Annotated in this window: 17 protein-coding genes, 1 tRNA gene and 1 pseudogene; 12 read left to right on the top strand and 7 right to left on the bottom strand. The window is 57.2% G+C overall.

Annotated elements, in window-relative coordinates; all coding sequences use genetic code 11:
• The first annotated feature begins 11 nt into the window (after window positions 1-11).
• On the top strand, window positions 12-656 hold the full coding sequence (gene can / locus FHL07_RS14130) for a carbonate dehydratase (protein ID WP_095003211.1): 645 nt from the start codon (window positions 12-14) through the stop codon (window positions 654-656).
• Window positions 657-776: 120 nt separating this feature from the next.
• On the opposite strand, the gene FHL07_RS14125 is transcribed toward can, so the two are convergent.
• Entirely contained in the window at window positions 777-2,195 is a 1,419-nt protein-coding gene (locus FHL07_RS14125) for a short-chain fatty acid transporter (RefSeq protein ID WP_095003210.1), read from the bottom strand.
• Between FHL07_RS14125 and FHL07_RS24035 the strand changes: the two are divergent.
• The 7 genes and pseudogenes from FHL07_RS24035 to FHL07_RS14095 all read left to right on the top strand — a co-directional run.
• A pseudogene (locus FHL07_RS24035) lies at window positions 2,194-3,183 on the top strand (PAS domain-containing protein); the annotation flags it as partial. The gene FHL07_RS14125 and the pseudogene FHL07_RS24035 sit on opposite strands and share 2 nt — an antisense overlap.
• A 108-nt stretch (window positions 3,184-3,291) precedes the next feature.
• Window positions 3,292-3,723 (top strand): methyl-accepting chemotaxis protein, encoded by a 432-nt coding sequence (locus FHL07_RS24030; protein ID WP_371928120.1) that lies wholly within the window; start codon window positions 3,292-3,294, stop codon window positions 3,721-3,723.
• A 97-nt stretch (window positions 3,724-3,820) separates the two neighbouring features.
• Entirely contained in the window at window positions 3,821-4,702 is an 882-nt protein-coding gene (locus tag FHL07_RS14115) for a Dyp-type peroxidase (protein ID WP_095003209.1), read from the top strand.
• A 96-nt stretch (window positions 4,703-4,798) separates the two neighbouring features.
• The gene (locus FHL07_RS14110) at window positions 4,799-7,567 is read left to right on the top strand and encodes an ATP-binding protein (protein ID WP_095021246.1); all 2,769 of its coding nucleotides are present in this window, start codon (window positions 4,799-4,801) and stop codon (window positions 7,565-7,567) included.
• A gap of 11 nt (window positions 7,568-7,578) precedes the next feature.
• Window positions 7,579-8,775: an EAL domain-containing response regulator gene (locus FHL07_RS14105; RefSeq protein ID WP_095021239.1), complete on the top strand. Its 1,197-nt coding sequence runs from the start codon at window positions 7,579-7,581 to the stop codon at window positions 8,773-8,775.
• A 90-nt stretch (window positions 8,776-8,865) separates the two neighbouring features.
• Window positions 8,866-9,513 carry a response regulator gene (locus tag FHL07_RS14100; protein ID WP_095003207.1) on the top strand — a complete coding sequence of 216 codons (648 nt, stop codon included), beginning with the start codon at window positions 8,866-8,868 and terminating at the stop codon, window positions 9,511-9,513.
• 36 nt (window positions 9,514-9,549) lie between these two features.
• Window positions 9,550-10,194 carry a response regulator gene (locus tag FHL07_RS14095; RefSeq protein WP_095023120.1) on the top strand — a complete coding sequence of 215 codons (645 nt, stop codon included), beginning with the start codon at window positions 9,550-9,552 and terminating at the stop codon, window positions 10,192-10,194.
• Window positions 10,195-10,203: 9 nt separating this feature from the next.
• Here FHL07_RS14095 and FHL07_RS14090 read toward each other — a convergent pair whose 3' ends face one another.
• From FHL07_RS14090 to FHL07_RS14065, 6 genes are all read right to left on the bottom strand, one after another.
• Complete coding sequence (locus tag FHL07_RS14090; RefSeq protein ID WP_232527630.1) at window positions 10,204-10,722, bottom strand: fimbrial protein; 519 nt, start codon at window positions 10,720-10,722, stop codon at window positions 10,204-10,206.
• 7 nt (window positions 10,723-10,729) lie between these two features.
• Window positions 10,730-11,221, bottom strand: coding sequence for a fimbrial protein (locus tag FHL07_RS14085; protein WP_095019676.1), 492 nt, complete (start codon window positions 11,219-11,221; stop codon window positions 10,730-10,732).
• 19 nt (window positions 11,222-11,240) lie between these two features.
• Window positions 11,241-12,167 carry a fimbrial protein gene (locus FHL07_RS14080; RefSeq protein WP_095021237.1) on the bottom strand — a complete coding sequence of 309 codons (927 nt, stop codon included), beginning with the start codon at window positions 12,165-12,167 and terminating at the stop codon, window positions 11,241-11,243.
• Window positions 12,160-14,781, bottom strand: a complete 2,622-nt coding sequence (locus FHL07_RS14075; RefSeq protein ID WP_095031443.1) for a fimbria/pilus outer membrane usher protein — start codon at window positions 14,779-14,781, stop codon at window positions 12,160-12,162. The genes FHL07_RS14080 and FHL07_RS14075 overlap by 8 nt, the downstream gene beginning before the upstream one ends.
• Before the next feature lie 35 nt (window positions 14,782-14,816).
• Window positions 14,817-15,515 (bottom strand): fimbrial biogenesis chaperone, encoded by a 699-nt coding sequence (locus FHL07_RS14070; protein ID WP_095019673.1) that lies wholly within the window; start codon window positions 15,513-15,515, stop codon window positions 14,817-14,819.
• A 75-nt stretch (window positions 15,516-15,590) separates the two neighbouring features.
• A complete protein-coding gene (locus tag FHL07_RS14065; RefSeq protein WP_095019672.1) occupies window positions 15,591-16,172 on the bottom strand; it encodes a fimbrial protein in 582 nt (193 codons plus the stop codon).
• A 281-nt stretch (window positions 16,173-16,453) separates the two neighbouring features.
• On the opposite strand from FHL07_RS14065, the gene FHL07_RS14060 reads away from it, so the two are divergent.
• The 4 genes from FHL07_RS14060 to FHL07_RS14045 all read left to right on the top strand — a co-directional run bounded on the left by FHL07_RS14060 (window position 16,454) and on the right by FHL07_RS14045 (window position 21,887).
• The gene (locus tag FHL07_RS14060; RefSeq protein WP_138738608.1) at window positions 16,454-19,708 is read left to right on the top strand and encodes a hybrid sensor histidine kinase/response regulator; all 3,255 of its coding nucleotides are present in this window, start codon (window positions 16,454-16,456) and stop codon (window positions 19,706-19,708) included.
• 102 nt (window positions 19,709-19,810) lie between these two features.
• A complete protein-coding gene (locus FHL07_RS14055; RefSeq protein WP_138738607.1) occupies window positions 19,811-21,211 on the top strand; it encodes an FAD-binding oxidoreductase in 1,401 nt (466 codons plus the stop codon).
• A gap of 99 nt (window positions 21,212-21,310) precedes the next feature.
• Window positions 21,311-21,386: transfer RNA gene (locus FHL07_RS14050), tRNA-Phe, on the top strand.
• A 156-nt stretch (window positions 21,387-21,542) separates the two neighbouring features.
• Window positions 21,543-21,887 (top strand): cupin, encoded by a 345-nt coding sequence (locus FHL07_RS14045; RefSeq protein ID WP_138738611.1) that lies wholly within the window; start codon window positions 21,543-21,545, stop codon window positions 21,885-21,887.
• Window positions 21,888-21,928 lie beyond the last annotated feature (41 nt).

Genomic DNA, 21,928 nt, shown 5'->3' with positions numbered 1-21,928 from the left:
GGCTCCACAGCATGAACGAACTACAAGATCTGATTGATAACAATGAGCGTTGGGCCGATGCGATCAAGCAGGAAGATCCCGACTTCTTCGCCAAGCTGGCCCGCCAGCAAACACCGGAATACCTGTGGATTGGTTGTTCGGATGCGCGGGTGCCGGCCAACGAAATTGTCGGCATGTTGCCCGGCGATCTTTTTGTGCACCGCAACGTGGCCAATGTCGTGTTGCACACTGACTTGAATTGCCTGTCGGTGATCCAGTACGCGGTCGACGTTTTGAAGGTCAAACATATTCTGGTGACCGGCCACTATGGCTGTGGCGGTGTACGCGCATCGATGAAGGACCAGCAGATGGGGCTGATCGATGGCTGGCTGCGTTCGATTCGTGACCTGTATTACGAGAATCGTGAAGCGCTGGCGCTGTTACCCACCGAGGAAGAGCGGGTTGACCGCCTCTGCGAATTGAACGTGATCCAGCAGGTGGCGAACGTCGGGCATACCAATATTGTGCAAAATGCCTGGCACCGCGGGCAGAAGCTGTCGGTGCATGGCTGCATCTACGGGATCAAGGACGGTCGCTGGAAAAGCCTGAACACCACCATCAGCGGCCTTGACCAGTTGCCGCCGCAGTATCGTTTGCGGCCGGTGGGCGCAGTATAAAGTTGCATGCATAACCTGTGGGAGCGGGCTTGCTCGCGATGGTATCGACGCGGTTTTCCTGCTTTACCGCGCCGCCTGAATCGCGAGCAAGCCCGCTCCCACATTTAGTTACGAGTTCGCTTACGGCATCACCGGCGCGGTATACACCAGCGTCGTCCCCAATGCCCACAGCAAAAACAGCACCAGCGGCGTGTGCACCAACAGTTGTACAAACGAGAAGCCGATCAAGTCCCGCGCCTTCAAACCCAGTACGCCCAGCAGCGGCAGCATGTAAAACGGATTGATCAGATTGGGCAGCGCCTCGGCGGCGTTGTAGATCTGCACAGCCCAACCCAGGTGATAGCCCAGATCATTGGCCACCTGCATCACGTACGGCGCTTCGATAATCCACTTGCCGCCACCCGACGGGATAAAAAAGCCCAGAATCGCCGAATACACGCCCATCAATAATGCATAAGTGTCATGGGACGCGATCTGCACGAAAAACGTCGAAATATGGTGGGCCAGTGTTTGCCCGTCGGTGCCCTTGACCACCGTCATCAATGCGGCAATCGAACCATACAGCGGAAACTGGATCATCACCCCGGTGGTGGTGGGCACGGCGCTGGTCACGGCATTGAGAAAACTGCGCGGGCGCCAGTGCAGCAGGGCACCGAGCATCAGGAACAGAAAATTGTAAGTGTTGAGCCCGGAGATGGCGCTGATCGCCGGTTTGGTCGAAAACTCATGGAACAACCAGCCAGCAGCCAGCAGCACCAGCAAAATGGTCAGCAGCGGGCTGTATTCCAGCCACTCACCGGGGCGTGTGCGCGGGGGGAGCTTCGGTGAGCTGAAGCTCGGGTCGATACCGCATGCAGCTGCGTCGCGGGCCGATTCAGCGCCGGGTGCGGTGGCGTAGGCGACAATCAACGACACCACTACCAGCGCCGCCAGCAACACCCCGGACTGCCAGAGAAAGATGGTTTCAGTGAAGGGGATAACCCCGGTAATCGCCAGAATCGACGGCGGCAGGCTGGCGGGGTTGGCTTGCAACTGTGCAGCCGAAGACGACAACCCCAGTGCCCACACCGCGCCCAGCCCCAGGTAGGCCGCAGCGCCGGCGGCGCGATAGTCCATGCGCAGGTTGGTGCGCCGGGCCAGTGCCCGTACCAGTAAGCCGCCAAACACCAGCGACAGCCCCCAGTTGAGCAATGACGCGACCATTGAAATCAACGCTACCCAGCACACCGCCTGGCGGCCGTTTTTCGGTACCCGGGCCAGTTTGTCGATCAATTTGACGGCGGGCGGCGAGCTGGCCACCACATAGCCGCCAATCACCACGAAGGCCATTTGCATGGTGAACGGGATCAGGCTCCAGAAGCCGTCACCAAATGCCATGGCGGCATCGGTGGGTTTGGCGCCCATCAGCATCGTGGCCAATGCCACGGTTATTACCGCAACAGCGGCGAACACCCACGAATCGGGAAACCAGCGCTCGGCAAAGTTCGAGCAGCGCAGGGCAAAGCGGGCAGAGCGGCTGTCTGTAATCTCGGCGGCCATGAAATGTACCTCGGTTTTCTTATGGTTATGGGATGACCCGAGCACAGTAAATCAAAGCGGGAGCAATTCCGATGGCCCGCTGCGTGTGGCCATGAATGTGCAGGGTTATTCAGTGGCCTCGGTTTTGGATGAACGGTCGTTTTCGGCGCTCCAGAAAATTCGCCTAAAGCCGATTCTGTTGCACGCATTCTTTCATTGCTCCGGGTACCCCATGTTCAACACACGCTTGAAGCAAGAGCTGTCGGCTCTTCGCGAAGAAATATCCAGCCTGCAGCAGGTTCGGGAGAGCCTGGACAGCGAAATGCTGGTGCTGTCTCTGGGCGCGGATGGGCGCATCGAGACAGCCAACCATAACTTCACCCAACAGATGCACTACACCGGTACTGCGTTGCTGGGTCTGCATATTGATGAACTGGTGCCCGCGCACCTGAAAAACGACGAACACAGCCTTCGTTTCAAGAGCGCCATGAAGCGCAATGAACATTACAGTGGCACCGTGCGCTTGCTGCGCGGCAATGGCCAGGAAGCGTGGCTGCGCTCGATCATGCAGCCGATTCTGGACTCCAGCGGACGGGTGCTGCGCATTTCGATTTTCTCCAGTGACCTGACGCGCACCATCGAAACTTCCCGCGACCATGAAAACCTGATGAGTGCGCTGATGCGTTCTACCGCCGTGATCGAGTTCAACCTCAAGGGCGAAGTGCTGACCGCCAATGAGCGTTTTCTCTCCGGCATGGGGTATACCCTGGGGCAGATCCAGGGCAAACATCACCGCATGTTCTGCACCCCGCAAGAACAGAACAGTGCCGAATACCAGGCCTTCTGGCAGCGTTTAAATGCGGGTGAGTTTGTCGCGGCACGCTTTCAGCGCATCGACAGTCACGGCCGTGATGTATGGCTTGAGGCCACCTACAACCCGGTGCGCGACGCCAATGACAACCTGTACAAAGTGGTGAAGTTCGCCACGGTGATCACCGATCAGGTTCATCAGGAACAGGCCGTCTGCGAAGCGGCAGGCATTGCCTACAGCACTTCGCTGCAAACCGACAGCAGCGCCCAGCGCGGCACCAAAGTGGTGACCGAAGCGGTGCAAGTGATGCGTGATCTGGCCCGTCACATGCAGCAGGCGGGTGACGGCATTGAAGCCTTGAGCGATCAGTCGCAAGTGATTGGCAGCATCGTCAAGACCATCAGCTCGATTGCCGACCAGACCAACTTGCTGGCGCTTAACGCCGCCATTGAGGCCGCGCGTGCCGGTGAACAAGGTCGTGGTTTTGCCGTCGTGGCTGACGAAGTGCGCCAATTGGCGTCGCGCACCAGCAAGGCCACTGAAGAAATCATCGGTGTGGTGCGGCAGAACCAGGACATGGCCCGTAGCGCCGTGACCCTGATGGCCGATGGCAAGCTTCAGGCCGAAGCAGGATTGGCGTTGGCCGCCGAAGCGGGCACGGTGATTGTCGAAATCCAGGATGGCGCGCAGAAAGTGGTCGATGCCGTGGGTCAGTTTGCCAACCAGCTGTCGTCATGAGCCTTGATATGCAGGGGTTGAACTTAAGAAAAATCCCTCTGAGGTGACGGAAAAAGTACTGGTAGGAGTAAACTCCAGGCTTTCCAAAGGAGTTTCTATGAGTCTCTACCAGTCGAGCATTCTTGCCAAACCGATACCTTCGCAAGCGCGTTACATGTTTTTCGCCCTCAAGTCAGTAGAAGCTTTGCCGGCTGCACTCGACACCTTGTCGCAGTGGGTGGATGGCAAAAGCGTGGTGGCCGGTTTTGGTTCGCCGCTGGTATTGGCCCTTGGCGCGAAAGTCCCGGGGTTGCGGGTGTTTCCTGCGATCAATGCCATGGTTGAAAACCCGTCGACCCAGCACGCCTTGTGGCTGTGGTTGCTGGGCGAAGACCGTGGCGAGTTGCTGCACCGCAGCCAGGCCATCGAGACTGCCCTGGCGCCTGCGTTCAACCTGCTGCAAGTGACCGAAGGCTTCCGTTACGGCACTGATCGTGACCTGACCGGCTACGAAGACGGCACTGAAAACCCGGTGGACGAAGCGGCTGTGGACGCGGCCATCGTTGCCAATGCTGGCGCCGGGCTGGACGGTGGCAGCTTTGTTGCCATTCAGCAGTGGCAGCATGACCTGAACGGTTTTGCCGCACTGCCGTCCGAGGAGCAGGACAACATCATGGGTCGTCGCAAGAGCGACAACGAAGAGCTGGACGATGCGCCGGAGTCTGCCCACGTCAAACGTACTGCCCAGGAAAGCTTCACCCCGGAAGCCTTTATTGTGCGTCGCTCCATGCCGTGGACAGAAAACGGCAAGTCCGGGCTGATGTTTGTTGCCTTCGGTCGCACCTTGAATGCCTTTGAAGTGCAACTGCGGCGCATGAGCGGTCTGGAAGACGGCATCATCGATGGCTTGTATCGTTACAGCCGTCCACTTAACGGTGGCTACTACTGGTGCCCGCCGATGAAAGACGGGCGGATGGATTTGCGTGCGGTGCGTCCGTAATAAGCGTCACTCCCCCGTAGCAGAGCGGAGTCAGCGACGACTGGTTTCAGGAATTGTCTGATTATTTTTTGCATGCCGCAGCCTCAGGCTTGCGGCATGAAATCGACCCCCCAAGCCGCTCGAAAACTCCTGCACTTATTTGCCTGTGGCCTGATCGTCGGACTCCTTGCGGGGTCGTTCGTATACTTGCGTGCCGTGTTCAACGAAGAGGTCTCGCAGCGCCGCAGTTTTATGAACGAGGCGGTGTTCAATGCCCAGGATTTTTTCGTCAGCCGCCAGACGCTTCTCAAGAGCCTGGTGCTGGCCACTGTGCCTGATCATCAGGCAGGCCAAACGGTCGCCGGTATTGATCCACAAGAAGAGGTCAACATCAGCCTGGGCAGTGAGGCTGGCCACTGGAACCTTTGGCTGACCCGGCGGATGATGGATTATTTGCACGAAAGCAAAGTCAATCTGTTGTATGTGCCGCAGACGGATAAGCCCAAAGTGGTGTGTTTGTTCGACTCTTCAGGCAACCTTGAACCGCTGCCCAAAGTGGTGTTGCAGCGCCTGCTTGATGAAGGGGCCAAGGCCTATTCATTTGGTGATGATCTGTGGCTGACCGACAGCAAGGTCCTGAATGCCCCCTTTTATTTATTTTCCCGACTCGATAACCGTAACCTGTCTTCCGGCTGGCTGGGCATTGAGGTCGAGGTTCCGGATCTGGTAGAGGCCTTGCGCAGTGAAAGTGCCGGTGACTTCATGCTGCTCAACGGTCAAGGCCAGATTCTATTCACCAACGCCGCACAATCCACTCTCGTCAATTCATTGCAGACGCTGGAACCCAAGAATTCGTTTGGCTTTATCGGTAGTGGCTGGTTGCCCGATAGCCTGGCAATCACGAAGAAGCTGGGCTATTCGGGCTGGCAAATCGTTTATGCCTTAGATATCAAATCTCTATTGCCAGTTTTGGGCGGGCCTTTGTTGGGCTGTGTTTTGTTGTTTATTGCCGTCTGCATCGGCTTGCGATTACTGATTGTGCGCATTGATCGGCGCCTGATCACCCCGGGTGAGAAACGCATTCAGGCGCTGGTTGAAAGTGAGGCGTTCAGTCGTGCCGTATTGCAAGTTGCACCGATGGCCCTGTGTGTAATCCGGCGCACAGACGGCACCGTGGTACTGGAAAACTCCTTGTCACAACAGTGGCTGGGTAACGGCACTGAGCGCAGCAAGCTATGCCATGGCTGGATTTCACGCGCGTTCGATGAATGTGACTTGCGCAACAGTGATGAGATCGAAATGGAGGATGGCCGTCTTCTGTACCTGGCCTTTGCCCCTACGCGCTACAAAAGTCAGGACGTGCTGATTTGCGCGTTCAGCGACATCAGCGCACGTAAACAGATTGAAGTAACCCTCGAACGTGCCCGGCAACTGGCGGACCGGGCCAATGAGGCCAAGACTCTGTTTCTGGCAACCATGAGCCACGAAATCCGTACACCCCTGTACGGTGTTTTGGGCACGCTGGAACTGCTGGCGCGTACCGAACTTAACGATCAGCAGAACAACTATCTCAAGGCTATCGAACGCTCATCCGGCAACTTGTTGCAGCTGATTTGCGACGTGCTGGATGTGTCGCGTATCGAGGCGGGTCAGCTGCAACTGGAACTCAACACCTTCAGCCCTCTTGAGCTGATAGAAGAGGTGGTCCTGGGCTACAGTGGCGCAGCCCAGGCCAAGGGCCTGCAGTTGTTTGCATTGATTGATTCAACGGTGCCCGAGTGGCTCAGCGGTGATGTCACCCGCATCCGCCAGATCTTGAATAACCTGCTCAATAACGCCCTGAAGTTCACGGACTACGGAAAAATTGTCCTGCGTCTGAAAATGGACAGCCGTGATGATGAGCGCGTGATGTTGCACTGGCAGGTTTCCGATACTGGCAAAGGTATTGCCCATGAAGAGCAGGCTCATCTGTTCGAGCCTTTTTATCAAGTGGAGTCTGCGAAAAACGTGGTCGCCGGCACCGGGCTGGGCCTGTCCATCTGCAAGCGCCTTATGCACTTGATGAACGGCACCATGCGTCTGGTCAGTGAGCCGGGATTGGGTAGCAGTTTTACCCTGCATCTGCCCTTGGTGCAGGTTAGCGAACCGGCGCGTTTTAGCCCTTTTGGCGAGTTGGCTGCCCGCGTTGTTTATGTGGTTTCCCCCGTGCGCGAACTGGCCGAGTGTTATTGCGCCTGGTTACGCCGTTGGGGTGCGCGGGCTCATCTTGGGGCGCCGAAACCAGGGGATGCATCCGATGCTGCTGTTTTATTGGAGCTGCATCCCGGCGCTGCCCGGCAATTGCTTGAACCTGGCTGGACAGGACCGCTGGTGGTAGCCGCCAGTGACATGTCGGTAGCTCCCGCCGTTGAAAACCCTTGCTGGCAAGCGGACCTGAGCAGCTTGCAGGACGTCTATCGTGCCCTGTGCAAGGCCCAGGGCATGGGTATTGGCAGCGATCTTGAACCGGGTACGGTGAAGACGGAACTCAAGCTCGGTTTGCGCATTCTGGTTGCCGAAGACAATGTGATCAATCAACTGATTCTGCGTGATCAACTTGAAGAGTTGGGTTGCACAGTGACATTGGTCAGCGATGGACTGGAAGCACTCGAGCGTTGGCGCGACGACGATTTTGATCTGCTGCTGACCGACGTCAACATGCCGAAAATGAACGGTTATGAGCTGGCGGCCCGGTTGCGGGCCATGAACATAACGCTGCCGATCATTGGTGCAACGGCCAATGCCATGCGTGAGGAGAGCGAGCGCTGTCTGAATGCGGGGATGAATCACTGCCTGATCAAGCCTTTTACGCTGCACACCCTATACAACTGTCTTCAGCACTTCTAAAGGAGGATCCAGTGAAGCCCTATCGTGTACTGGTCGTTGAGGATCACCCTTTTCAGCATGAGTATTTGCTGAACGTTTTCAATGAGGTGGGTGGCTTTACAGTTGACACCGTTTGGGATGGCGATGGCGCGCTGGAGTGTCTGGCGCGTCATGACTATGACTTGCTGCTCAGTGACTTGCTGATGCCTGTGATGGATGGTGTGCAACTGATCCAGAGAGTTGCCGCCCTGAAAAATAAACCGGCGTTGGCACTGATGAGCGCCTCGTCCCGGCGCATGCTGATTAGTGCGGGGTTGGCAGCAAAAAACCTGGGTATTTCAGTGATTGGCCTGATCTCCAAACCGGTCGAGTTCAATGCGGTACAGCGCTTGAAAGAGCGAATGGAGCTTTTCCGCCTTAACGGTGATACGGACCCCTCACTGGCCATTGAAGTCGACCCGCAGAGTATCGAATTGGCCATGGCCAACGGGCAGATTCAAGCATGGTTCCAGCCCAAGAAATCCCTGCGCAACGGCAATATTCTCAGTGCAGAAGCCCTGGTGCGTTGGGTGCATCCCGAGGCCGGCTTGTTATTGCCCAAGGACTTTCTGACCTTGTTGATCAGCCACGGTCTTGAAGAGCGGCTGTTGTGGCTGATGCTGGAGCAAACACTTCAAGCCCAAAGACAATGGCGAGAGCAGGGCTGGGATATTCCGGTTTCAATCAACTTGCCCACGCATTTGCTGGATAACCATGCGCTCGCCGACCGTCTGCGCGACGCTGTGATTGCTGATGGTGGCGAGCCACGCAGTATCGTTTTTGAACTGATGGAGAGTTCAACCACAGAAGAGCTCAGTAATTACTATGCGGGAGCTTGTCGTTTGCGCATGATGGGCTTTGGCTTGGCCCAGGATGATTTTGGCAAGGGATTCAGCTCTTACTTCAATCTGGTTTCCACTCCATTCAGTGAGCTCAAGATTGACCGGTCGCTGGTACATGGCTGTGTCGAAAACGAGAATCTGGCGTCAGCACTGCGCAGCCTTGTTGAACTGAGCCGCAAGCTGGGCCTGACAGTTGTCGCCGAGGGCGTCGAGACACAGGCCGAACTCGAGTTTCTGCGCAGCATCCAGTGTGATCAAGTGCAAGGTTTCCTTATTTGCGGCGCTATATCGTGCGCCGACTTTGAAACTCTTTTACTGGACGATAGCTCTAAGCCATCACCGGGGTAGCTGAGTGCGGCGCCACGGGTCTTGTTCTGCGCTCGATCTGTAGAAACCGGGGGCGCCGGACTTGCCATGTCATCAATGTGGAGCCAGGCAATGCGCGAATTAAAGGTAGTGATTGCCGACGATCATCCAGTGGTGGTACTGGGGCTTCGGGAAATGATTCAACGTGATGAGTATTTCTCCCTGGTAGGCGAGGCGCTGAGCTCGTCGCAGTTGGTCGAGCAGTTGCAGTTGCATCAACCCGAACTGCTGATTACTGATTTCAACATGCCAGGGGATGAAACCTATGGCGACGGTCTGCAACTGATCGAGTACATCATTGAGCATTTTCCCGGGGTCAAGATCCTGGTGCTGACAGTCATGAGCAATCATCTGATTATCTCGCGCTTGCTGGAGCTGGGTGTGGCAGGCGTGATTGCTAAAAGCCATATCCGCGAAGAAATAGGCAAGGCCCTAAGTGCGTTGGCCAACGATCGGGACTATACGGCCCCGGCTGCTCCAGCCATCTCTGTGGTGACTAACCCCAAAGTCATTGATGAACGTTTCTCCACACTTTCACCCCGTGAAGTTGAGGTGCTGAGGCTGTTTGTTGCGGGCAATAGCGTGGGTGATATCGCCCGCCAATTGAACCGCAGCGTTAAAACCGTGAGCACCCAAAAGGTGGCTGCGATGCAGAAGCTGGAAGTGCTTAACGACCATGCCTTGCTGACCTATTGCATCAAAGCGGACCCCTTCGAATAGCTGTAGTGCTCTTCCAGTGCAGGAGTCATGTTTGCCATGCCGCAAATGAAAGTCTTATTGGCCGACGACCATCCGATTGTGTTGATGGGCGTGCGTGAAATCATTGAGCGTGACCCGCGTTTCAAGGTTGTGGGCGAAGCAATGAGTTCCTCGGAGTTGATCGACAAAATTTCGTTACTCAAGCCTGATGTGATTATTACCGACTACAACATGCCGGGTGACGATCAATATGGTGACGGCACTCGCCTGGTGGAGTACCTGCGCCGGCATTTTCCCGAACCCAAGGTGTTGATCCTGACCGTTATAACCAATGCACAAGTACTGACCTGGCTGTATGAGCTGGGTATCAGCGGTGTCATTTCAAAGAGCGCTGGGCTTGAGCAGATCCTGGTGGCACTGGACGCGTTCTATCGCCAAGGGCACTACCAGCAGGACCAGCCGCAAGGGGCCTTGAGTGAGGACGCCGATGACCTTTCACAAAGGCTCAGCCAACTGACGGTCAAGGAGTTCGAGGTCCTGCGTCTGTTCTCTACGGGGGTGAGTGTGAGCGATGTCGCGCATAGCCTGAACCGCAGCATTAAAACCATCAGTACCCTGAAGATTTCGGCGATGCGCAAACTCAATGTCGACAATGATCAAGCGCTGCTGATCTTGTGCGTCAAGGCCAATCTGTTTGCCTGACGCAGCGGTTTACAGATAGATCATTTCCATCAATAGCGTTGAGCTGTAACTGCCGATTGCGGGCAGTTCCTCCCCGGTCTTGACCGGCCGCACTGAGAGCTGGAGCTTGAGCCGCGTTTCTTCAACCGGGAAGATCAATTGCTCGCCCAGCTTCAGGTCAATCACTTTCAACGTACTGGTCATGTCGCTCAGGCGGGTTTTCAGCCCCAGTCTGTCGAGCGTGGTGCGCAGTGTGCTGCTGTCAAAAGCACCATTGCCGGCGCTGAAACGCAGGTGTACCTGGCTGCCTTTGATGCATTGAAAGTCCAGGCTGACATCGGTCCAGCCGGTGATGTCCGAGTTCAGCGAGTTGAGGTTTGTCTTGGGGATATCCACGCTTTGCGAGGCCGGGAAGTTGGCTGTGCAGGGTGGTTTTATCAGAGTGCCGCCCACCTCTATCAGGGCGGCATCCTCTGCACAGATGGCCGGGCTGAGCAACAGCGCTGCGGTGGACAGCATCGCCACCCACAGGCTCACTCTGGCGAGCATGGACATCTCACAGGTACTCGATACTGATAACAGCCGAAGTGCTGAATGCACCCTCGGTCAACGCACCAAGGGCAATCAACTTTGCTTTCATACTCAGGTCGACCGTGCCGCTCTGGTTGGTCAGGTTGCGTTTGGTCCCGGTAATGTTGGCCGCCGTGCTGTCGCTGTTCCAGAGCAATGAATAAGCCAGATTGGTTTTGCCCGTTGAGGCCTGTGTGGTTGAGCCTTGAATCGTGCGGGCTGCCAGAATGCTCACCGCCAGTACCGAGTTGGCCGGGCAGGTCATGGTGAGGGGGATGTCGATCAGCGCGGCATCGGCCACCTGGTCATAACGCAGGCTGCCGAAGTTGGCGGTCAGCGTCTTGCTGCTGGTCAGGTTGCAGGGCGGACGCGTCAGGGTGCCGCTCAGGTTGATGGTCACAGTGTCTGTTACGGCGTTGGCGGTCGAGCTGAGCAGGCCTGCGAACAGTGTCGCAGCCAATGTCAGGGATAATTTCATGGTTGAGCTCCTTACTTGATCAGAGATAGGTGATGTTGAGGGTGTACTGACTGTAAAAATTTCCGGTAGGCGAAACACTGGTATTCAGGCGCGGGCGAAAACCAAGGCTGATGTTGTTGCTGCCATTGGTCAGCGCCAGCGTGCGTGGGCTGTTGAAGCTCACTGCCGTGTTGGTGTCAGCCCAGGTGGCAGCCATCGACAGACCGGCCAGAGTTGTGGCTGAAACGCCCGGGCTGCCGCTGATGGCCGCCTGGGTGGGTACCAGCGTGGCGGTCGCTTGCGTACCGCGAGTGCAATTCATGGTGATATTGGCAATTTGCTGCGAACTGGCGAAGTCATTGCTGCTGAGTGTGCCAAAGGGCAGGTTGAGGGTTTTTGCCGAGCCCATCGAACAGGCGGGCTGGATGACCCGGAAGCTGAGAATGACGGTCTGCAAGTAGTCGCCGTAAGCCTCATAACCTTGGATAGAGGTGTCTGTGAGCGTGACACTGACCATGTAGTTGCCAGGCGTGACGGGCGCCGTTCCATAAAGCAGAACGTTGTAGGAAAAGGTGTTGCCCACGTACAGCTGCACACAGCTCCACGGCATGCATGTAGTGGTCGCAGTCCCGATGGGCAGCTCGGGAACCATCAGTCCAGAGTTGGTATGAAACACCTGGACCTTGCTGCCTCTGCCCTGGTTGTAGAACTGGCTGTGCTGCAATGACGCGCCAAAGGGAAACCAACGGGTAACCCGGCAGTTGGCTGTCATGTTGGCGGTATAGCTGGTGGATGGCGCAAGGTCGCCCAGCTGAATGATGCCGGTGGTGCCCGTAGGGGTGCATGCGAGGTTGTTTTCAATCAGTGCAAACGCTTGCTGACTGACAAGTCCCAGCAACAGGCAGAGCAGCAACAAGCAGACTTTGACCAGCCCCGGACGAGATGATTTGACGTTTGATTCATGCATCGGGAGTACCTTGAGTGTCTGGCGATTTGGCATCGCAACGGATGGTCAGTTGCCCGATGCCAGTCTCTGACAGGTTGTAGGTGTTCAGGTCCAGGTCCTTGGCGCACCAAGGCTGGCCGTTGACGTTGATCAGCAGCCGCGCCTTGTCCGGCACGCCAGTCATAAATACCCGGCCCTTGTCGGCTACCATCGCGCTGCTCAGCAGAGTGCCCTTGGGGTCATACAGCTGCGCTTCGGCGGCGAAAGGGGCGGGCTTGCCAGTGCTTGAGCTGACGCTGACCAGCAGGCGGCGGCCGTTATGGGTTTCGAAGTTGGCCAGGACAAAGGCACCACGATTGGGGGTGACTTCCTGTACCAGGTTGGCAATGTCGGTGTTGTCCGACAGTGAGTCAGTGTTGAGCGATACCTTGTTTTTGCGGTACGGCTGCGCCGAGGGAATAATCGTGTAGCCACTGCCGTTGGTCTTGATCCCGCTCTTGGTCAGCACGCCCACATCGGCGGCGCCGGGGGTGGCGACAATGATGTTGGTCTCGCCCAATGGCTGGGTGAACATCACGGTATTGCGGATGGCAACCACGCCGCCTTCCACGCCATAGTCCATCTGACGGGTGTTCTGATCCTTGTTATAGGAGCCGTGCCAAATGGCATTGGCCGCGTTGTAGCGGGCCGCCACCGAGCCGCCGAGCACGCGGTCATCGTCACTGATCTGCTGATTGATGCCCAGGTTGTACGACAGGGCATCGTCCTGCAGTTGCGAGCCGCTGAAGGTGGCATTGCGGCTGGCATTGCCGGCGGAGTCCTGGTTGGTGCTCAGGCCGATGCGGCTGCTGCTGCCCGGGCTGCCCAGCGGCAGGCTGACGCTCAGCGACACGCTACGGATGTCGTCGCCCATGCCGCTGTTCTGTGACAGCCCCAGGTTGTAGGAGGCGCTGGCAACACTGAAGCTGTAGCCCAACTGAATGGAGGTATTGCTCTTGGCCCGGTTCCAGTAATCGGTTTTGGTCAGGTTGGCGTACATGCCGCCCCAGGTACCGAATTGTTGCGATACGTTGGCGGTAAAGCTGCTTTTCATATGGCCGGTCAAATAGGGGGAAAACGCCGCACTGTTATTCAGGGTTTCATCGACATAGGGCTCTAGCGAGTTGTTGGAGCGTGCGTTGATTGCCTCGTTGAAGCTGTAATAGCCGCTGGTGGAGTAGCGATAGCCAATCAGGCTGAAGCTGGTATCGGTCAGATCGATGGATTTGGAGTACCGGAAGCGATATGACTGGCCCGACAGCGTTTTGGCGTCTGCGCCCATGTCTTCGCTGATGGCATGGGTCACGTCCAGGGAAATCGCACCAAAGCCGGCAAAGTCGTGGGCAAAGCCAAGCAGCGCCGATTTGTATTGTTCGCTGACGATGCTGCCACCGAACAGCGTGGTGCCCTCGGTCAGGCCGCGGCGATAGGTGCCTTGTACAAAACTGGGCTTGGGCGAATTCTGCGCGCCTTCTGCCGGGCGATACTGGCCTGCGGTCACAGCGTAGCTTTGCTGGCCTTCACGCAACATGTAAGGCACAGAGGCAAATGACTGGATGTAGACCTGGCGCTCGCCATTGGGGCCTTCGATGGTGACTTCGATATCGCCGTTGCCCGCGGTCGAGTACAGGTTCTTGAGGGCGAACGGGCCTGACGGCACCCACTGTTCACTGATGACATAACCGCGCTGGCGCAATGTCACCAGCGAGCGGCCGTTGGCAACCCCACGCACTACGGGGGCAAAATTACGCGCATCATCGGGCAGCATGTCCAGATCAGAAGCGATCCCCACGCCGCGGTAAGAGATGGTGTCGAACAGATCGCTGTCGGTGGCGCTTTCACCCACCGTGGCAATGGCCATAAGGTTGCCCAGGTCGCGCTGGACATAGGTGTCCACCGATTTCCAGCTGCCGTCGACGTTAGTGCCTTTTTGCCAAGTCGAGAAATTGCGAAAGCGCCAGGCGCCGCTGTTGAACCCGCTATGAACACTGCCGAACTGGGATTGGCGGCTGCCGAACTGGTTCTCGTAGTCGCTCCCGGAAAAACTGTAGTTGGCGAAGGCCACCTGCTCGCCATCGCTCCAGGTCTTGCGCCGGGTTTCAAACGGCACGCTGCCGATATACGCCTGGGGAACCTGCAGGCTCAAATGCTGCTTGTTGAAGTCGTAATCGTAGGTGACGCCGGTAAGGTCACGGTTGAAGTACACGCAATTGTCGGCGCTGATGTCCGCATTTTTCAGGCGTGTGGGGTCAATTCCCAAATCCATCAGGGCCTGAAGGCTGAAGCAGGGGAACAGGCCGTTGGGAGTCGATATCTGGCTCGCGGTTTCTCGCACAAAGTGCAGGTCGCGCTGCTCCACAAGCCGGTCATCCACTGACAGGTCTACCCGGTAGATCCCCGGAAGTTGACCCTGGCTCATGGCTTTTACTTGCTCGGCCACTTCGCTCGAAGCGTTGCCGCCGCCAATTTCCAGAAAAGAAGAGTCAAAACTGTAGTCTGCATGCACTGCGGTTGTTGCAAGACCTGTAGCCGCAACGGTCATCGTGCTCCAGCACTTTACTCGGCGCGCGAAGGCGCACATGCGCAATCGCAGCATGAGGGGGTCCTTCCATTCAGCGGATTATTCAGTGATCAATGTGGGGTAACGGGTGCGGCCTTGACTGTGCTGCCGTACTCGTTGATGTAGCTAAGTTCTAGGCTGTCGCTGTTTTTCAGCGCTATCGGAGTGGTGACGGTGCTGCCGGGCTTGATAACCTCGGGCATGCCTTTGCTGGCGCTGTTGTTGACCAGCAACTCACTGACCACTACGTTGTAGCCTGACGGGTTATGCACCGCCAATTTCCCGCCTTCGGTCCGCCACTGAAGTTTTTCAACAGCTTCGGGCAATGTGCCCTTGAGGTTGGCAGGGCGATAAAACAATTTGATCGTGGTCTTGAGTGCTATTTGCAGCACGTTCTGGTTACGCTGTTCCTCGCTCTTGGCCGGGATGGCTTTGACATTGAGCAAAAACAGACTTTCTTTGTCATCGGGCAGGTTCTGAGCGTTGGTGGCAATGATGCGCAGAAGGTTCTGGCCCTTGGCATCCAGGCGAAACAACGGCGGTGTGACAATAAACTCATCGGCGCTGGCGTCGCGGTCATCGAACGGGCTGACCCACGACTGCACGAGATACGGCACACCGTCATCACCCGAGTTTGAAAGTGCAAGGTTGGCTTCTTTCTCCTTGCTTTGATACACAACGCGCGTAGAACCCACGTTGACGCCTGCATGAACCTGGGGCAGCCAGAAGCTTGCTGCCAGTGCCAAAAAGGCTGCAACTTTTAAACGCATTAAGATGTCCTCTGGTTAACGCCAGAGCTCGCGATCAATCGCGATCAACCGCGAGCTCTTCGTTAAATGCATAAATTACTTGTAGGTAACGTCGAAACTGGCCAATGCATTGACTTTACCGGTGCCGATGCCACGCACACCCGGGGTCTCACCCGAAGCTGCGGTGTCGGCAACCAGGCGAACATAGGATGCGGTGAAGTCGAAGGTGTTGGACTGCGGACGCAGAACGTAATCGTTGCTGGCCGTGTTAAGTGGCAACTTGTTACCGGTGCGCGCGTCGTTGATCTGGATACCAACGCCGGGTACCTGGTTGTCACCGGTCATGCCCAGCACGGTTGCATCAGTGCCAGCTTGTTGGCCGCTGAATTTGATGGAGGCGTTTTTCAGGGTCGAGCCGCTGCAGTTTTCCAGCGAGATCGAAAATGGTGTGGCGCCAGCAGTGGCGACAGCCCCTACAGTGTTAGGGAAGTCGGCAATACGGACCTGGCCCATATCAACCGCTTTTTTAACGCTTTCGCTGTTGATGGTGCATGCGTTGTCGTTGATAGTGCCGGTGAATTCAACCTGACCATCAGCCGCTTGAGCGGTAGCAGCAGCCATTACGATCAGCAGCGAAGAGCCACAAAGCGCGGTGTATTTGCCAAATTTATGAAACATGAGAGAAGCCCTCTACAAACCAATGATGTGTGATTTCCATTATTTAATGCCCCCCCTGCCAACGGCTCGCCGCGGCAGGTGATGCAAAGGATGCAATTGCCAGAGGAGAATCCCCATCAGACAATTCCTGTTCGGCTTGCTCAGGCCATTTCGAGGGCGCAGAAGTGGCGGCTCAAGGCTCGTGGCGAGCGCAGTGGGGGCTGGCGGATAGTGCAATGTGTAACCCTTTGGCTAGCAACAGGCTTGCCTATTTCCTCCCAGGTCATCGACGGCGCTAAATCATGAAGCAAGCTAAGGTACGTCTCGGTGCGCTGGCACTGAGCTCACTCAGACTTAACAAACTATTGCTCCTGCTCACCGGGTTTGCCCTGCTGCTGGTGAGCATGAGCTATTGGGCGGTTAATCGAGTGCTGAAGGAGGAGGGCGAGAAGACGGATTTTCATTTCGCGCGGCTGATGGAAAGCATTCATGAGCATGAGACCTTTTTGCGTATTGCCGTTCAAAGCTACAGTCAGGCCAATGAAAACCTGCTGATAGATAGCCAACCGCACTCGCACGAGGTACTGATCCGTCAGGGCGATGAGCGCTTGTTCCAGAACCGTGACACGGCCAAGTCATTGCCCTTTACGGTGAGCCAGCGAGACAAGTTCACCCATGCCGAAATGCAGGGCGTCTACTCGCTCGGTGTGCAGTTGACCGACCTTTTCACGGCTTACTGGTCCGATTCCCACTATGTGGCGCCGCAGGTATTTGTTTTTTCCCCCAGCGATCAATTCACTATTGCGGTGCCCGGTATTGAGGGCACGCGGCAGTCCCCCCTGTTGCTCAAAAGCAACTTTTTCGATGTGACCAAACGTTTGTACGATGAACTTATGGTGCATCGCCATGCCCTTGGCAGTGATGAGCTGATCTGGATAAAAGCTCCGCAGGACCTGATTCAAAAGCGCAAGTACATTGTCGGCGCCGTCGGGCTGAATCTGTCGCGCAACTTCATGCCACCGGGGGCTGAAGCCAATGACCTGGTGATCCTGAACGCGTTACTGGACGTCAGCGATATCGGTGATCTGGAGCGCTTGCTGATGCACCCCACCAACAGCCGTTTGACCTTGATCTCGCCTGCCGGCGATGTATTGCTGGGGGACGCCGGGGATGTCGAGGATCTGCCCCTGGGCTTGAGCATTACCCGCGATGGTCTGCGCTTCAAGCTGAGTTCGGGCGGGGCCACGCCCTGGGTCGGGTTGTACGCGATCAGTTATCAGAACTTCTTTGGCTATGCCAAATGGCCTTTGGCCGGCGCGGCGGGCCTGCTGGTGTTGTTTGGGCTGATCGGCTGGCGCTTCAAGCGCTGGTACCGCAAGCAAATCATCGAACCTGCCCAGCGTGCCAGCCAGTCCCTGGCCGAGAGCGAAGAATTCAATCGGGCCATGCTCGACAGCGCACCCGTGGGGTTGTGCGTGGTCGAGCGCAGCACGGGAGAGATCCTGCTGGAAAACCAGAGGGCGCATGAGTGGCAGGGTACCCCTGAACTGATTGCCCTGCTGAAGCGCGATTATGGTGAGCACGAACTGGGAGAGGTCCAGTTGGAAGTCGCGGGGCGCTATCTGCAGGCCTGTTTTGTCTTTACCCGTTACAAGGGCAAGAACGTGGTGCTCTGTGGTTTCAACGACGTCACCCGGCATGTGGATGACGCCAACCTGATGGAGCAGGAGCGGCGTTCGGCTGACGAAGCGAGCAAAGCCAAGACTCTGTTTCTGGCAACCATGAGCCATGAAATTCGTACGCCTCTATACGGGGTACTGGGCAATCTTGAACTGCTGGGCCTTACGTCTCTGAATGAGCGCCAGCGTGAATACCTGCAGACCATTCAGCGGTCGTCTACGGTGTTGTTTCAGTTGATCAGTGATGTGCTGGACGTCTCCAAGATCGAGTCCGGGCAAATGGCTGTCGAGGCCAAGTCCTTCTGTCCGCTGGACTTGTTTGAAGACTGTGTGCGCAGTTATTCAGCCGCGGCGAGCAATAAGGGCTTGAAGATTTTTGCCTGTGCCGACGCGCAGTTGCCGCCATTGTTGAGTGGCGATGCGGTACGTATTCGGCAAATCATCAATAATTTGCTGAGTAACGCAATCAAGTTCACCGACACCGGCTGGGTTGTCTTCAGGCTCAAGGTGATAGGCATCGAACAAGGGCAGGCCGCGTTGCAGTGGCAGGTTTCCGATACCGGCGTGGGGATCAGCGAAGGGCAACTGACGCGCCTGTTCAAGCCCTTTTCCCAGGTGGGTGGCAGCGAACGTGCAGGCGGTGCGGGGCTGGGCCTGTCCATTTGTGCGAGCTTGAGCGAGATGATGGGCGCGAATTTGCGGGTGGTCAGTGAACCGGGGCTTGGCAGCAGCTTTTCGTTGCATATGAGCTTACCGGTTATCGCCGGCTCACTGGGTAGTTGTGCCGATATCGACCTTGAGGGGGTCCGTGTTTACGTGCGCGCTGCGCGCAATGATATAGGGCAGATCCTGGCAGACTGGTTAAACCATTGGGGCGCTCGCGCCCAGGTTATGCCGGCAGCGCTTCCTCCCGACTACCCTGCAATCCTGCTGGATCTGGACCCTGACCAACCGCTGACAGTGCCCTGGCAAGGTGAGCGGCTGCTGGCGACCGAGTCGGGGGGCAGCCAGCCGCAAAGAACTGCCCGTGGCTGGGAGGTCAATGCCTATGATATTCGCGCCATTGGCAGAACGCTGATGCAGATCGCCCATGGGGCTGTCCCCCAGGCGTCCGCCAGTGTGGTGCCCTATGCCGCAAACCTGGAATTGAACGTTCTGGTCGCCGAGGATAACCCCGTCAATCAGGAGATCCTCAGGGAGCAGTTGGAAGCCCTGGGGGTTCGGGTCACGCTGGCAGACGATGGTGAACAAGCCCTGTCGCGCTGGAAGGAAGCGTCGTTTGATCTGGTGATCACCGACGTCAATATGCCCAGACTCGATGGCTATCAGCTGACGCGCCGCTTGCGTGAGCTTGACCCGCGGGTGCCGATTATTGGTGTGACCGCCAATGCCCTGCGTGAAGAAGGGGAGCGCTGCCTGGAAGCGGGAATGAATGTATGGCTGGTCAAGCCCCTGAGCCTGACCACATTGCGTCAGACCTTGTCCGCCTTGTGTGCAGCGCCTGCCGAGCTGCCTGTTGGCGTCCATGATGCCCCCGATGCCCCCCTGCAGACGGATGATCTGCAAGACTGGATCAGCCTGTCGCCAGCCATGCATCGGCTGTTTATCGCCACCATGCAGGAGGATCTGGCGCAGGCTCAGCTGGCGTTGCAGCAGGGCAATACCTCGAAACTGATCAGTTATGTGCACCGGATGCACGGTTCATTTGCCACGGTGGGCGCTGTCAATTTGGCTGAGGCCTGCAATCAGTGCGAAATTGCCTTGTTGCGTGAGCCCTTGAACCCGGCCTCGGTCGCGGCCAATGAGGTGTTGCTCGAACGTTTGCGCAGGGTGGTCGCGAGGCTGGTTGACGGGGCGTTATATCCCGGCAGCCAGTAACGTTACGGCCACGTTCAGCGGGCGTGCGGATCTGCCGGTGATCACAGTGGCCGTTTGTTGTACCTTGGAATCGTCCCTCCCAACAATAATATGGACGTTTCCATGGCCTCTAACCCTGCATTTCACGCTTCTCCCATGCCCACCCTGCTCGATGCCCTGCGCGAGCTGCTCGGTGAGCGCCTGAGCACTGGCCGAGCCGAGTGCGAGCAACATGGCCGAGGTGAGTCATACCACCCGACCTTGCCGCCGGACGCGGTGTGTTACGCCGAGTCCACGGCCGAGGTGGCGGCCATCGTCAAACTCTGCGCAGCGCAGCGAGTGCCGATCATTGCCTTTGGTGGTGGCACTTCACTGGAAGGCCATGTAGGCGCTACCCGGGGCGGGGTCTGTATCGACCTGAGCCGCATGCAGCGAATCATCACCGTGCGCCCGGATGATCTGGATGTCACTGTGGAGGCCGGGGTAACCCGCATGCAGCTGAATGCCGAACTGCGTACCACCGGGCTGTTCTTTCCGGTCGACCCGGGCGGTGAAAGCACCCTGGGAGGCATGGCAGCGACCCGCGCTTCAGGGACCAATGCGGTGCGTTACGGGACCATGCGCGAAAACGTATTGAACCTGACCGTAGTGCTGGCTGACGGCCAGGTGATCAAGACCGGCGGGCGGGCGCGAAAATCATCCGCGGGCTATGACCTCACGCGCTTGTTTGTCGGTTCGGAAGGCACCCTGGGGATCATCACCGAAGTCACCCTGCGCCTTTACGGTATTCCGGAAACCACCTGCGCGGCGGTGTGTACCTTCCCGACGATTGCGGCGGCGGTGAGTTCGGTGGTGTCGATCATTCAGTACGGCATTCCCGTGTCGCGGGTTGAGTTGCTTGATGCGCGCACGGTGCAGGCGGTCAACCGTTTCTCGCACATGGGCCTGGTTGAAACGCCGACGCTGTTTTTCGAGTTCGCCGGTTCCCCGGCCAGTGTGGCGGAGCAGGTGGAACTGACCCGGGAGATTGTTGAAAGCAATGGTGCATTGGGTTTTCAGGCGGCTGGCGATGCTGATGCGCGCAATGCCCTGTGGCGTGCCCGGCACAGTGTCCACTATGCAATGCAGTCCATGCGGCCGAATGGTCGGATCTGGAGTACGGATGTCTGCGTACCGATTTCGGCGCTGACCCGGTGCATTGCCGAAACGGCTGAAGATGTGGCCAGGGTTTCATTTTTCGTAGGCATGGTCGGGCATGTCGGGGATGGCAACTTTCACCTGGGGATGGTGGTCGACCCGGGCAATGCCGCAGAACTGGTTGAAGCCGAAGCGCTCAATGAGCGGGTTGTCGAGCGCGCCATTGCCCTTGAGGGCACTTGCACCGGAGAGCATGGCATTGGTTCGGGAAAGATAAAGTTCATGCCCCTGGAGCATGGCGCCGCACTGGGTGTCATGCACCTGGTCAAGCAGGCTCTCGACCCTCTTGGGCTGATGAACCCGGGGAAAATCCTGCCCCAGGGGTGATATCAGGCCTGGGCGGTGATGTAAGCGCAGGTAATCATTGGTCTTTTTTTTATTTCGTGCTTGACGCCCCGACGGTAAAACACGTTTAATTGCCGCCTTGCCCAGATAGCTCAGTCGGTAGAGCAGGGGATTGAAAATCCCCGTGTCGGCGGTTCGATTCCGTCTCTGGGCACCACAACAGCAAAACCCCTGATGCCTTATGGCTTCGGGGGTTTTTTGTTTTCGGGTGGAGCAAATCTGTTCTGCCTATCCCTTTGTCGCCTCGTCACTCGTTACGCCTTTCAGGGTGTTTACTTTCAATAAGGCTTTGTCTTTTGAAGAGGTGGGTGCGATGAGCAATGAACAGGCAGTACCCGAGACTAAAGGCGTTACGGTCACGTTGCTGGCCACCATCGACCTTGGCCTCGAGATCGAGGGAATGGCAGGGCGCCAGCTTCGCATGCGTAAGGTGACGATTGAGCCGGGGGGCGTTTTCGGGCCGGTTCACAACCATGCAGACAGGCCTGGCACCGTCTATATCCTTCACGGCGTTATCACTGACCATAGAAATGGTATCGCCACGGAGTATGGCCCGGGTGTGGGCTGGCCTGAAGACAGGCACACCACGCACTGGCTTGAAAACCGGGGAGTGATTGAGGCGGTGGAGATTTCAGTCGATATCGTCAGGCAAGACTAAGCCCGCATCAGGCGGCTGCTTGATAGTCGCTCATTCGAGCG

Origin of the sequence: Pseudomonas sp. FSL W7-0098 (genome assembly GCF_005930585.1) — a bacterium.
GTDB classification, from domain to species: Bacteria; Pseudomonadota; Gammaproteobacteria; order Pseudomonadales; family Pseudomonadaceae; genus Aquipseudomonas; species Aquipseudomonas bubulae.
This window is presented reverse-complemented; position numbering and strand designations above follow the sequence as displayed.

What these genes read in the sequence shown, in the direction of transcription:
- can (WP_095003211.1), top strand. Translation starts at nt 12, where the DNA reads ATGAACGAACTACAAGATCTGATTGATAACAATGAGCGTTGGGCCGAT.
- FHL07_RS14125 (WP_095003210.1), bottom strand. Translation starts at nt 2,195, where the DNA reads ATGGCCGCCGAGATTACAGACAGCCGCTCTGCCCGCTTTGCCCTGCGC.
- FHL07_RS24030 (WP_371928120.1), top strand. Translation starts at nt 3,292, where the DNA reads ATGCGTGATCTGGCCCGTCACATGCAGCAGGCGGGTGACGGCATTGAA.
- FHL07_RS14115 (WP_095003209.1), top strand. Translation starts at nt 3,821, where the DNA reads ATGAGTCTCTACCAGTCGAGCATTCTTGCCAAACCGATACCTTCGCAA.
- FHL07_RS14110 (WP_095021246.1), top strand. Translation starts at nt 4,799, where the DNA reads ATGAAATCGACCCCCCAAGCCGCTCGAAAACTCCTGCACTTATTTGCC.
- FHL07_RS14100 (WP_095003207.1), top strand. Translation starts at nt 8,866, where the DNA reads ATGCGCGAATTAAAGGTAGTGATTGCCGACGATCATCCAGTGGTGGTA.
- FHL07_RS14095 (WP_095023120.1), top strand. Translation starts at nt 9,550, where the DNA reads ATGCCGCAAATGAAAGTCTTATTGGCCGACGACCATCCGATTGTGTTG.
- FHL07_RS14090 (WP_232527630.1), bottom strand. Translation starts at nt 10,722, where the DNA reads ATGCTCGCCAGAGTGAGCCTGTGGGTGGCGATGCTGTCCACCGCAGCG.
- FHL07_RS14085 (WP_095019676.1), bottom strand. Translation starts at nt 11,221, where the DNA reads ATGAAATTATCCCTGACATTGGCTGCGACACTGTTCGCAGGCCTGCTC.
- FHL07_RS14080 (WP_095021237.1), bottom strand. Translation starts at nt 12,167, where the DNA reads ATGCATGAATCAAACGTCAAATCATCTCGTCCGGGGCTGGTCAAAGTC.
- FHL07_RS14075 (WP_095031443.1), bottom strand. Translation starts at nt 14,781, where the DNA reads ATGCTGCGATTGCGCATGTGCGCCTTCGCGCGCCGAGTAAAGTGCTGG.
- FHL07_RS14070 (WP_095019673.1), bottom strand. Translation starts at nt 15,515, where the DNA reads ATGCGTTTAAAAGTTGCAGCCTTTTTGGCACTGGCAGCAAGCTTCTGG.
- FHL07_RS14065 (WP_095019672.1), bottom strand. Translation starts at nt 16,172, where the DNA reads ATGTTTCATAAATTTGGCAAATACACCGCGCTTTGTGGCTCTTCGCTG.
- FHL07_RS14060 (WP_138738608.1), top strand. Translation starts at nt 16,454, where the DNA reads ATGAAGCAAGCTAAGGTACGTCTCGGTGCGCTGGCACTGAGCTCACTC.
- FHL07_RS14055 (WP_138738607.1), top strand. Translation starts at nt 19,811, where the DNA reads ATGGCCTCTAACCCTGCATTTCACGCTTCTCCCATGCCCACCCTGCTC.
- FHL07_RS14045 (WP_138738611.1), top strand. Translation starts at nt 21,543, where the DNA reads ATGAGCAATGAACAGGCAGTACCCGAGACTAAAGGCGTTACGGTCACG.